The 12,440-nt window shown below is 37.1% G+C and carries 13 protein-coding genes; 10 read left to right on the forward strand and 3 right to left on the reverse strand.

What is annotated here, in order from left to right:
• Nucleotides 1-162: 162 nt before the first annotated feature.
• Both BUA72_RS05755 and BUA72_RS05760 read right to left on the reverse strand, forming a co-directional pair.
• Nucleotides 163-2,805: a hypothetical protein gene (locus tag BUA72_RS05755; protein ID WP_072922125.1), complete on the reverse strand. Its 2,643-nt coding sequence runs from the start codon at nt 2,803-2,805 to the stop codon at nt 163-165.
• A gap of 107 nt (nt 2,806-2,912) precedes the next feature.
• The gene (locus BUA72_RS05760) at nt 2,913-3,611 is read right to left on the reverse strand and encodes a DUF1826 domain-containing protein (RefSeq protein ID WP_072922126.1); all 699 of its coding nucleotides are present in this window, start codon (nt 3,609-3,611) and stop codon (nt 2,913-2,915) included.
• A gap of 244 nt (nt 3,612-3,855) precedes the next feature.
• Here BUA72_RS05760 and BUA72_RS05765 point away from each other — a divergent pair, with 244 nt between their 5' ends.
• The 6 genes from BUA72_RS05765 to BUA72_RS05790 are packed head-to-tail and all read left to right on the forward strand — an operon-like array spanning nt 3,856 to nt 7,736.
• Nucleotides 3,856-4,338: a GNAT family N-acetyltransferase gene (locus BUA72_RS05765; protein ID WP_072922127.1), complete on the forward strand. Its 483-nt coding sequence runs from the start codon at nt 3,856-3,858 to the stop codon at nt 4,336-4,338.
• A gap of 11 nt (nt 4,339-4,349) precedes the next feature.
• Entirely contained in the window at nt 4,350-4,868 is a 519-nt protein-coding gene (locus BUA72_RS05770; RefSeq protein ID WP_072922128.1) for a HEAT repeat domain-containing protein, read from the forward strand.
• A gap of 51 nt (nt 4,869-4,919) precedes the next feature.
• Nucleotides 4,920-5,975 (forward strand): serine hydrolase domain-containing protein, encoded by a 1,056-nt coding sequence (locus BUA72_RS05775; protein ID WP_072922129.1) that lies wholly within the window; start codon nt 4,920-4,922, stop codon nt 5,973-5,975.
• Nucleotides 5,976-5,983: 8 nt separating this feature from the next.
• A complete protein-coding gene (bla, locus tag BUA72_RS05780; protein ID WP_072922130.1) occupies nt 5,984-6,868 on the forward strand; it encodes a class A beta-lactamase, subclass A2 in 885 nt (294 codons plus the stop codon).
• A gap of 52 nt (nt 6,869-6,920) precedes the next feature.
• Nucleotides 6,921-7,283: a DUF2200 domain-containing protein gene (locus BUA72_RS05785; protein WP_072922131.1), complete on the forward strand. Its 363-nt coding sequence runs from the start codon at nt 6,921-6,923 to the stop codon at nt 7,281-7,283.
• A 15-nt stretch (nt 7,284-7,298) separates the two neighbouring features.
• Nucleotides 7,299-7,736 carry a DUF1801 domain-containing protein gene (locus tag BUA72_RS05790; protein WP_072922132.1) on the forward strand — a complete coding sequence of 146 codons (438 nt, stop codon included), beginning with the start codon at nt 7,299-7,301 and terminating at the stop codon, nt 7,734-7,736.
• Between the two features lie 13 nt (nt 7,737-7,749).
• Here BUA72_RS05790 and BUA72_RS24375 read toward each other — a convergent pair whose 3' ends face one another.
• Nucleotides 7,750-7,896 carry a hypothetical protein gene (locus BUA72_RS24375; protein WP_175548857.1) on the reverse strand — a complete coding sequence of 49 codons (147 nt, stop codon included), beginning with the start codon at nt 7,894-7,896 and terminating at the stop codon, nt 7,750-7,752.
• A gap of 92 nt (nt 7,897-7,988) precedes the next feature.
• On the opposite strand from BUA72_RS24375, the gene BUA72_RS05795 reads away from it, so the two are divergent.
• From BUA72_RS05795 to BUA72_RS05810, 4 genes are all read left to right on the forward strand, one after another.
• Nucleotides 7,989-8,510, forward strand: coding sequence for a GNAT family N-acetyltransferase (locus tag BUA72_RS05795; protein WP_072922133.1), 522 nt, complete (start codon nt 7,989-7,991; stop codon nt 8,508-8,510).
• A gap of 118 nt (nt 8,511-8,628) precedes the next feature.
• Nucleotides 8,629-9,165, forward strand: coding sequence for a hypothetical protein (locus BUA72_RS05800; protein WP_139259531.1), 537 nt, complete (start codon nt 8,629-8,631; stop codon nt 9,163-9,165).
• A 406-nt stretch (nt 9,166-9,571) separates the two neighbouring features.
• On the forward strand, nt 9,572-10,726 hold the full coding sequence (locus BUA72_RS05805) for a helix-turn-helix domain-containing protein (RefSeq protein WP_072922135.1): 1,155 nt from the start codon (nt 9,572-9,574) through the stop codon (nt 10,724-10,726).
• 139 nt (nt 10,727-10,865) lie between these two features.
• Entirely contained in the window at nt 10,866-12,329 is a 1,464-nt protein-coding gene (locus BUA72_RS05810; protein ID WP_072922136.1) for a serine hydrolase domain-containing protein, read from the forward strand.
• Nucleotides 12,330-12,440: the final 111 nt, after the last annotated feature.

Genomic DNA, 12,440 nt, shown 5'->3' on the forward strand with positions numbered 1-12,440 from the left:
TATTTATTTTAATGTACATCAATTTACCAAAAATTATGTGTCATTCCAAGCAAAAACGCTTTCGCTGAAGAATTAATTGTTTTATCCACCTTTTATAAGAAACAAAGGCTTAGATTATAAATCCAAGCCCTAAAATTTTAATTTACAGATCTCATTTGATCTTTAATCAAAGAGTTTTCTAAAGAATTTTTGTAAACTACTTTCATCGCAGTCCGGACTTTTTTCCAATACCTTACAGTTCGAATTCATCGTAGACGGAAAGGGATTGTCTATGCATGGTGTAAATCGTTTATTATCATTGTTGTAGGAGGCGAATGTATGCAATTCCGGTGTAAGAGGCCCTTTGAAGATGATGTTGAAAATTTTTTCTCTGCTGTGCTCATCCACCCACAATCTGAAGCCATAGCTATTGTCTGAGCAATGAGCATATCCGTAATTACGGTCGGTTGGCCATTTTTGATCAACCCCGCTGTGTCTGTATAAAGGAGTGGAGGTATGCATCCATTGGCAAGAGCCGTCAATTGAATTGACTGCCTTATTTAAAATGGTGAAATTGGAATTATCCAGATCAGGATAAAGTGTTTTGCCGTACGCTGTTTTTTTTCCGCCTAAATAATCAGAATGGAGTTTATTCAGACTGCGCCCATTCAATACAGAGAGTTTTGAGAGTTGAATAGCATTAAAAAGAGAAGAAAATTTTTCAGGATCAATCATCGTTTGACTGTCTGTAATGCCCATTTCTTTGTGTATAATCACAGTGATATCCTGGAAAGTCAGTAAGTTTTTTCCTGACCCGTCTTCCTTAAAAATTTCTATAAGCTTTGCTGTTGTTACCTCTTCTCTGCCGGAAATCATCAGAAAAAAATCTGTGGTTTCCTTTCCGAATATATGATTGGATATCTTTATGGAAGCATATTCAATGGCTTGTTTTGCCTCTTTTTCTACTTTTTCCTTTATAATTTTTGTAGGATTCAGCAGATATTGTAACGGACCCAGTTTTTCTAAAATTTTATCAATTTCTGTATTGAGTTTTTGGTAATAATTTTCTATCGTGCAGGTCGTCTGTGGAATCTGGCTGGGAACTGAAACAAATACAGGCGACCAGCATTTGTACCAGTCAACGTAGTGTGAAAATCCATTTCCATTTTTAGATAATATATCTTTTGAAAATTTTTCTCCGGCGTAGATATATTCAACAGAGGCTTTTTCAATATCCTTTCTCCAGTTTTCAAGGATTAAATGCACAAGGTTATATCTTTCAATTAAATCTTTTGCAACATTGATAAATTGATCAACAAAGTTTTCAAGACGCCCTCTGACATCACTTTCTTCTTTTTTGGCATTTTCATATATTTCCTGTGCTTTGTTGTAAGCAGCTTGAGATAGTTCTGTTTCTTTATCCAATGCTTCTTTTTCCAGTTTATACTTAAGTTGATTGGCCTCTGATAATGCTAAATTATTTTTCAGATTATTCAGTTCTTCCGTTTTTTGTGCTATATCATTAGTTACGGAAATAACATCTGTTTTAGTTTTCGCAACAGTTTTTTCAATATTTGCGATCTCATCGATAAGTTTATTTTTCTGCTTTTTGAGTTGGTCAATAGCTGGGTTAGTTACCTTGATAGTTTCCTTTATGAGTTGCTTTACCAATGTTGAACTATTACACATTTTTAATGGCTTATCCCAGGTTGGGCATGGATAAGGTAAGCCGGGTACCAATTTGCTGATTTCTTTCGTGATTTCCTGAGAGACTGTTAACGGCAGCAATGAAATATCAGTGGCTAACTTGGTAATGTCTGCTTTTTTATTAATGGCTTCATTTTCCAGATTGAAAACAAGAGCATTCCCATCACTGATTATTTTGTGCTTTTGCAGAATAATATTTTCGAGATTTTTCTGAGCTTCCAGTCCCTTATCAAACAATTCTTTCTCCAATCTTATTTTTTCAAGCAATACCTTATTGGCTTCTGTTTTGAGATCCAGAGCTTCCTTTGTCAGCTTCAATTGAAGACCTGCCTGAGCCGTTAATCCTACCTTTTTATCCAATTCAAGTAATAACCTGCCTTCTTCTTTGAGGAGATTTAAATAACTTGTACTAAGAGTAGATATAGCGTTCTGGTTTGCGCGGTCGAGTTCATTCACGATACGATATACACCATTCATAGCAACCAGATGATAGGATCCAGATTCTCTGTATTCACGCTGTACTGCATTATTGAGAATGAAAGTTTTACTTAAAAAACCGGCTGGACTGCTGACCAATGAAGCGTAATCTGTTATCACCTGACCATTTTCTGAAGTAAGGGCGGGAATATGGTTTCCGATATATTTTTCCAACGCAAAATGTCTTCTTTCAACGGCAATTTCATCAGACAGTTGAAAGATATCACCCGAATAAGCATTTACATAGGTATGGGCAAAAATATCCATGGAGGCATGGCACGCGTACCCATATGCAAAAGCAATTTCCGGAGGAGTGGATGCCGAATTGAGTACATGCTGTATCCAGTCATCAGTTTTCCAGCCTCCTTTTAGTCCAGGGTGGGCTGTAATCTGCCCTACGATAGGATCCGGAAATACATCAATACCCAAAGTTCCCATTCTGAAATGGGATGGATTGGTAATAAGAGCTGAAAGAACCTTATCATTCAGCTTATATGTTTTATTGTTTATAGAAATAGCTTTGTTTTTAACCACATCATTAAGGACCTGCTGGGCTATCCATAAATGTGTTTTCAAGTCGAACGAATATCCTTTTGCGTATGCGAAAAAGATGATTATAAACGATAAAATATACTTTTTCATGGCTGTAGATTTAGTTATTAGTAACCAAATTTACTTTTTAGCCAACTGTTTTGAAATAACGATTTAGGGTGATATTTTCATCAACTCAGTATAGATTAAAGAATCATTTAACAAATCAGCAGCAACCTATACTCCCCATCATTTTCCACAGGAGCCCTATGAACACAGGGTAAAGCCTGCTGTTCCGGATGATCAACTGCGATTTTCCAAAGATGTCCTTTTCCTAAATTGACAGGTTCTGCATTAGGCTTAGGCTGATAATGAAGATCAAAGAAATACTCTTTTAAAAAGTCTTCAAATTCCTCTTCCGGCCCGTCGTGTAGTGCTTTAAGCTTTTCTCTGATTTCCGGAATCAAAACCTTTTGCTCCACCTGATCATTGGGCAGAATATCACTGGCAGTACCATGATAAGTACATAAAAAAGTATTGGTACCAACAGGTGAGCGGTCTACATGATAAGAATATACATCGGTTGAAATAAAGCCCAGCTCTTCATCCCGTTCATAATGCTTCAGTAAATTGAGAGAAGGCAGTGCTCCGAAATCGGTCAGTAACTGCAAATCACTTAGGATGGTTTCCCTTGCCAGATTTCCTTTTTCTGATAATTGCAGGGCTAAAAGGTCTTCAATAGACACTTCTGTAACATTCTCTTTTAATTGAAGTTGAGATACAATTTCTTCAAAATCTCCGGTTAAATTTCTATGCCAACAAACGGCATTCATAGCGCCCTTAAAATTGGTATTAATAAGTTCGGAAAAAGAAGAAACCACTTCAATTTGACTGTTGTCAGAAAATGTATTGCTCATATTTTTTGAATAAAATGACCGATCGTTTAATTCTTTGCAAAAATAAGGAATAGGTCAGAAGATCATGCTAAGATTTAATTTGTTTTTATTAATCATTGCTAATCTGTTGTATTTCTTTATGGTATTTAAATGATTGAAAAACAAATTGTTGTGTGTTTTTTTGATCCCTGACTTAAAATTGACCTATTATTTTTAAGAAATATGTCTGAAAAAATAGAATTTTGTAAAAAGCAAAAACCTGATCATGAATCCTAAACCCGACATACAACTCAGACCAACAGAAGAAGCCGACTTAGAGCACTTCTTTCAGTTCCAGCTTGATAAAGAGGCCATCTACATGGCTGCATTCACTCCTGAGAATCCTACGGACAAAACCGCTTATCTGACCAAGTACACCAAACATCTGAACGATCCGACTATAAATAATCAAACCATTCTTATGGACGATGTGATCGTAGGAAGTGTTGCGAAATTTGAGCGGGAAGGCGATGCGGAAATTACCTATCTGATTGATAAAAATCTCTGGGGAAAAGGAATTGCAACAGCCGCACTTGAAAAATTTCTGACCATTGAAACTGCCAGACCTATTTTCGGGCGTGTTGCATTTGATAATTTTGGTTCACAAAAAGTGTTGGAGAACAACGGTTTCATCAAAATCGGGACCGATCATTTTTTTGCCAATGCACGGCAAATAGAAATAGAAGAATTGATTTACAAACTCATTTGACAATTTAAGATATGACGATAGAACAGGTATTTAAGGATAAAACCATTAAGGCCAAAGGTAAAGTTTTAACCATCGGAGAATGGCTGATTAAAAAGGAGTTACCAGTTGAAGAATTATTGGCCTATGCTGAACAACAAAAAGCGACAGACAAAGCAACCTGCATTGAAGCTATAGAGTATGCCACTAAAAAAGATCCGGCCATTGCTGATGAAAGTGTTTTAGAGTACGTTACCGGCACATTAAAAGACGAAGAGCCCAGGGTTAAATGGGAAAGTGCAAAAGTGATCGGAAATGTTGCAAAGCTTTTCCCTGACCAACTTGGCAAAGCGATTCCTCATCTTTTACAGAATGCTGAAAACAAAGGAACGGTGGTTCGCTGGGCCACAGCTTATGCACTGGCTGAAATACTGAAATTAAAAACTGGAAACAATGAAAAGCTGTTACCGGAAATTGAAATATTATGCGAAAAAGAAGAAGATAATGGGGTAAAGAAGAAGTATCTTGACGCCTTAAAAAAAATAAAAAAATAATAGTTAGACCTGGCTATTAAAAACTAAAAATCAACCGGTAACAAAGTATTAATGAAACATATTTTTAAACTGACATTCATTGCAGCGACCATTTTCCTGACGGGCTGCCAATCATCTGCACAGCAAAAAGACAACTACTCAGCAAAAATTGACAGTCTGCTGAAGATCACAAATCCGAGGAGTTTTAACGGAGTCGTTTACATTCAGCAAAATGGAAAAACAAAATACGCACAGGCGCATGGATTGACTGATTTCAATACAAAAACACCTCTGAAAGTTTCCGACAAATTCTCAACCATGTCGATTGCCAAGCAGATTACAGCCACACTGGTTTTACAGGAAGTCGAAAAAGGGAAAATTGATCTGAATGTGCCCATCCGAAAATATTTGCCGGATTTTAAATACTCGTGGGCAGATACGGTTACTGTTAATCATTTACTCAATCACACTTCGGGGCTAAACAGCGATAATATGGACAAACCATTGAAGTTTAAACCCGGAACCAATTTCAGTTATTCCAATGTCGGATATTTTGTGGCAGGGCAGATTTTGGAAAAGCAAAGTGGGAAAAGTTTTCAGGAACTGGTGACTGATTTGTTTAAAAAATGTAAGATGAATGACAGTTATTACCCGAATGAAGCGAGTAGTAAATTCTTAACAAAAGGGCACACCATCCGAAAAGAAGGGACTTTCAAACTTAATGAGCAGTCAGCTTTCAGTGCAGATCATTATTTTGGAAGTCATTTAATTGTGACAGCATCCGATCTCGCAAAATGGAACGAATCTCTGCATAACGGAAAACTATTGAAACCCGCAACCTATCAGCTGATGACCAGCTACGCAATAATAAATGGGCATCCTGTTTTCGGCGAAAAACCGATTGGCTATGGCTATGGTTTGAGAATTAATGATAAAGACACCATTAAAGAAATCGGGCACACGGGTTTTCATCCGGGTGAAGGCTTTACAGCCGTGAATTTGTATTATCCAAAAACGAAAACAAGCGTAGTCATTATGGAAAATACAGCCAATGAAAATTTTGATATTGCTTATTATTTTGAACAGCAGGTGAGAAAAATTGTGAGAGAAAGTCAACTTTTGAAATAGAATTCCATATGAAAAAAATAGTATTCGTTTGCCTGACTTTCTTTTTTTCAGCTCAGGCATTGGCCCAAAATATAGATAATCTCCGTCAGGAGCTCAAACAAATTATTTCTGCCAAAAATGCAACCGTAGGAATATCCATAAAAAGTATTGAAGACAAAGACACGTTGAGCATTAACGGTCATCTGAACGCTCCGATGATGAGTGTTTTCAAATTTCATATTGCTTTGGCTACGTTAAATCTGGTAGATAAAGGAAAAATCTCTTTAGCACAGAAAGTTTTCATTAAAAAGGAAGATTTACAGCAGGATACCTGGAGCCCGATAAAAGATGAATATCCCAATGGAAATATGTATCTGACCATCGATCAGCTGTTGAGATATACTGTTTCACACAGCGATAACAACGGATGTGATATTCTTCTGAAATTAATCGGAGGTCCGGAAACCGTTCAGAAATTCATCAACCGCCAGGGAATCAAAGATTTTGTGATCAAAGTGAACGAAGAGGAAATGCGGATATGGAAAAACCTGTACATCAACACGACAACCCCTTTGGCAACGACTGATCTGCTGGAGAAATTCTACAAAGGAAAAGTGCTGAAAAAAGCCACGACCCAATACCTCTATCAGATTATGGTGGAAACTTCCCGAGGGCTGACCTGGATGAAAGCAGGACTTCCCGAAGGAACAGAATTGGCACACAGAACAGGAATTTCATCAACCAACGAGAATAATTTAAGAGCAGCCATGAATGATGTGGGAATTGTAAAACTTCCAAACGGAAAGCACTTTATTATTTCAATTTATTTAAAAAACATAACAGAAAAAAGGGAAGACACCGAAAAAATAATAGCAGATCTTACCAAAGCAACCTGGAATTTTATGACGAAATAAATGGGTGAAGTATTAGAATTTATAAGTAAATTTCTTTAATAAAAATCAGGATATGAGAACAACCCCTGAACACGACCAGCGTATTGCCAAAATGATATTCGCGTCCGTTTATCCGCACTACATCAAGAAGGTGGAAACTAAAGGCAGAACCATTAAAGAACTTCATCAGGTGATAGAATGGCTGACTGGATTTGATACCCAAAAGCTGCAGGAACTTATCGACGAGAAAGTGACTTTTGAAACGTTTTTCAAGAATGCGAAGCTGAACCCCAATGCGCATTTAATAACAGGTACCATTTGCGGCTACAAAATAGAGGAAATCGAAACTCCGCTGACCAAACAGGCCAGGTATCTGGATAAGCTGATTGATGAACTGGCGAAAGGTAAAAAGATGGAAAAGATTTTAAGACAGTAATCAAAATCCGGAACGATGGCTAAGACTAAAACGAATTATACGGGAGCAGATGTAGCAGAATTCATCAACTCCTATGCTGACAGCGAACAAAAGAAAGCAGACAGTTTCCGCCTTATAGAACTGATGCAGGAATGGTCCGGCTTTGAACCGAAAATGTGGGGACCTTCGATAATAGGATTCGGGAATTATCACTACAAATACGCCAGCGGACACGAAGGTGATGCCCCGGTTCTTGGATTTTCACCGAGGAAGGCCGCGTTTTCACTCTACGTTTATTCTGAGACGGAAAAGAGTAAAACCTTAATTGCCAATCTGGGGAAATTCAAAATGAGCAAAGCCTGTATATACGTGAAAAAACTGTCCGATATCGATACTTCCGTACTGAAGGAAATGTGCATGGAATCGATACAATACATCAACGAGCATCATGAATGCGCGTGCCGGAAAAACTAAGTTTTCATTGAGTTTAAACAATATTATGGAATTTAAAATCAATGGCGAATACTTTAAAAATCTGATCGCCCGGATGATCTGTGTATTTCCAATCTGTGGTAGGTAAATATTCGAAATCTGTACCTGTTATTTTTGAATGGGTAGCGGTATCTTTATTCATCTTAAATTTTGCAGCTCACTGTACGGAAAAAATAATTGCGTAGCCGTAACTGCAGATTAGAAATAGAACAGGTACTAAAAACAATAAACACGATGGAGATACAAAATTCCACGACTCAGGATATCGGAGAGATTTTCAGGCTGTATACAATAGCTACGGATTTTCAGAAATTAAAGCATGTTGTTCAGTGGCCGGAATTTGAACAAAGTCTTATAGAGAAAGAAATTGATGAACAAAGACAATGGAAGATTGTGATTGATGATCAAATTGCATGTGTCTGGGCGACTACATTTGATGATCCTCAGATTTGGGAAGAGCGCAACAATGATCCTGCGGTTTACATTCACAGGATTGCTTCAAACCCTGAATTCAAGGGGCAAAAGCTTGTGGAAGATATAGTGCATTGGGCCAAGAAATATGCCTTAAGCAACGGGAAAAAGTATATCCGTCTGGATACGGTCGGTGAAAATCAGGGATTGATTACCTATTATACAAAATGCGGATTCGATTTTCTGGGATTACAAAAGCTTAAAAACACGGATGGATTACCGGCACACTATGACAATGCATCCGTCAGTTTATTTGAGATTAGTATGAACAAGGATATTGGATAAATGCAGAGGAACCAGTACAATATCCGGAACCTTAATTTGAGTTTTCCTGCCCTGAAATGAGGTAATTTTAATATCTTTAACCACCAAATTTTAAATATTAAAAACAGTAATTATGCAGATGAAACCATTAACATTATTCCTAACCATAGTATTTCAGCTGGTAAGCTTCACAGCATTCTCACAGCAAAACGCAGGTTTGAATTCCTTACTGGACAAAAACGCAGAATTTATTTTTCCTCAGACACCGGACAAAATTTCAAAAGCACTGAATGTGAAAACTATTTTCTATGAAGACGCCAATGATGAAAAATATGCTAAATGGATCACAAAATCAGGTGTATTGCTTTATGCAAGCCTTGGAAACAATAAAACGATTAACGAGATGTCTTTTGATATGGAGGATGATAAAGGAATCGTTGTTGAGGGACTTCCATATCAGCTTGCCCTTAACAAAACGACTCTTCAGCAGAGTACAGCCAAATTCAGTAAATATGGTGCTACAAAAGAAAAGCTTGGCGAGTACACGGAACTTCCAGGTGGCTCAAAACTGACTTTCAAAAAAGGAAAACACTACACCATTTTAATGTTCGACCGTAAGAATCTTTTAAAATCTGTATACCTAACCACAGAACTAATTGGTCCCGGTGTCAATTAATGCGAATATTCTTAAAACAGATCTATATTGATAAAAAAAAAGAGTGGCTTTTGGTCACTCTTTTATATTTTATTTCTGCCTGCTAAAACGTCCGCTTATTCAGTGGTGAAGCCGCATCTCTCTGCCCAATTTGAAACTAAAACATATTACTTTGAAACTTTGCATTAAATAAATTTTCACAAAAGATTTTAAAGCTTTTTTTGAGCAGGTCACTTACTACACTCATTAGTAGTATTCACATTCAGCGAGGTTTTTTCATGAGAAATACGCAAACAAATCCTGCCCAATATCTATATTTGTACCGTTCACTTTTGAATATTTAGTTGCTGTGACAGTTGCAGGAACTTCATCATAAGGCGAACAACTAATTTCTTTGAAAACAATTTATAAACAAACAGAAACAAAAATGGATAAGATCAATGTATTAATTACCGTGACAGGAATCTCCCTGTTTATTTCATTATTTCTTGCATTTTTTCTGTTGACGGTCAGAACAGAATACAGGTTAAGCAATTCTCTTTTTGCGGCTTTTCTGATCGTGAACATAATGGATATCAGTGAGCCTTTAGTGAGTTTAGTAACGGATGGCCCTTCCAACTTGGGGATGTTGAGAAATACGCTGGCTTTCCTGCAGATTCCTGCTTTTTATCTCTATGTAATGTCTGTCTGTTATTCAGATTTCAGGCTTAAACCTAAACATATATTGCATCTGCTGCCGTTTTTAGTGGTGAATATGATCTTACTGCCCCGTTTTTATATGGTGGATGCCGCTTCCAAAATGGATTTTATTATCAACCGCCAAAGCAGGATTGAGCTGCAGGTTACCCATATTCTTTTCCATATTCAGTTTGTGGCTTATTTTGTGGCTGTTTTTGTCCTGCTGAGGAAAGCAAAAAAGCTGTATCGCGAAAATTATGCAGGAGTCAATGTCAATTCCTACAACTGGCTGTTTCAGTTTACATCTGTATTGACGGCTTTATACCTGATTGTCATTATAAAAAACATTTTTAAATTTTCAGATTATCCGTATATCTCCGAATGGATCAAAGTCGGAATTCTTGTATTCCAGCTGTTTATCATCTGCTGGTATTTATTTAAGGCATTGAATCATCCCGGTTTATTCAGAAATATCAATTCAAGATTAAAGCTGGTCTCCGATATTATTTCAGAAGAAAAAAATAATGAAGCCCAGACCGTCAGTGAAAGTGAACTGAATGAAGAGTTGATCAAATTAAAGAAATACATGGTTGAAGAAAAGCCTTTTCTTGATCCTTCTTTAACCATTCAGAATGTTTCAGACAGCACTCAGATTCCTGTCCGGGACCTGTCACTTTTAATCAATCATCAGCTGGGGCAGCATTTTTTTGACTTTATCAATACCTATCGAATAGAAGAGGCAAAAGTGATCTTAAAAGATCCTGCAAAAAAGAAGGTAACAGTTCTTGAAATCCTTTATGAAGTGGGTTTTAATTCAAAATCTTCTTTCAATACCGCCTTTAAAAAATATACGGATCTTACCCCTACTTTGTACCGTAAACAGTTGTTAAGTAGTGATTTATAAAAAGTCGTACGTCCGAATACATTAATCGTACGCATTCTTATGGTTAAATGCGACCGACTTTTTTTACTCGGTCGCACAGGGCCGGTTTCTTTCCCAAATTTGTATCGAAATCAATGTTTAACAATTAAAAAACGATACAATGAAAACTTCTCTTTATTTACTAATTTCTCTGTTCATCCTTTCGAGCTGCCAGACCAGCCATCAGGTTTTGTCGAAAAAAGAAGATTACACCTTTCTTACCGACAGCTTAAAAATAGACCCGCAATTAGAAAAGTATAAACTTCCGGGATTCAGTCTTGTGGTTTTTGAAAACTATAAGATCGTGTATTCAAACCAGTGGGGTTTGAAATCTGCGAATTCTAATGAAAAGATAGATGAAAACACAGCTTTCTCTACAGCTTCTATTTCAAAACCCATCACATCACTTCTCTGTCATATTCTTGAGGAAAAAGGATTGATTAATTTAAATGATCCGATTGATAAGTCCTTAAAACGATGGCATTTACCTAAAAGTAAGTTTACGGAAAACAACAGCCCGACCTGGAGACAGTTTTTTAATCATACGGCCGGTACCAGTCAGGGTGGATTTGAAGACCATTATGAAGGAGAAACCATTCCGACCATAAAGCAGAGTCTTTTGGGACAGATTCCGAGATATGATAAAGAAATTGAATTTCTCTTTACGCCAGGAACCAGTTTTGCGTACAGTGGAGGTGGTTATGTCATTATCCAGATGGCATTGGAAGATACTTTCAACAAGCCGATTGCAGAACTTGCCAAAGAATATATTTTCTCACCGCTTGGCATGAAAAATACGACCATGACTCAACCTAATGAAAAGGGATTTCCAACCAATGTTGCTTCTGTACATGATAAAGATGGAAAAGTGATTAAAACGGGATTACCTATCACGCCACAGGTTGGGGCGTCAGGAATGTGGTCTACACCAACTGATTTAGCTAAACTTTCCATAGAGATACAGAATGCGCTTCGCAATAAAAACAACAAGGTAATCTCACATGCTGTAGCCAAAAAAGTAACGGCGGTGACCGCTTTAAAAGATGCTGTTGGCGGATGGAGCTACGGTTGGCAGAAGTCTTTTGGCTATAGCGGTTATGACTGGTTTTCATGCAACGGTTCCAATACCGGAGTGGGTGGAAATGTTCTGGCTACGATGAAAGATGGAAATGGTCTTGTTTATTTAGCCAATGGCGAAAAACCGAACCGTTTTCCTGTAATGGGACAGACTCAAAAAAAGATCCTGACACTGATGGACTGGAACAGCAAAGAATCTGAGGAAGAAACTCAGGAAATATCTTCAGATTTAAAAGAAAAACTCATCGGAACCTATGATGATTTCCTTTACGGCCAGGGAATGGATACTAAGATCGTGGAAAAGAATAACCGCCTGTATGTAGAATCCCTCATATTGGATCATTTTAAAGGAAAAAATGACAATGAATTGGTTTATCTGAAAAACGGATGGTTTAAGATTATAGATTATCCGAACCCTTTAAAATTTGATTTCGTCAATGGAAAACTGAATGCTGTCACTCTAAAAAGAGATCATCTGAGTGTTAAAGTTCCAACAAAGAATAAATAAAAACGACTCGTTACTCTAAAAATAAAGGACTGTTTTAGCCTGTAGTATTCAAGAAATTATAATAAAATCTATTGAATATGACAGGCTTTTTTTAGGTCTATCTATCTTTTT

Source organism: Chryseobacterium sp. OV279, from assembly GCF_900128945.1.
Lineage (GTDB): Bacteria > Bacteroidota > Bacteroidia > Flavobacteriales > Weeksellaceae > Chryseobacterium.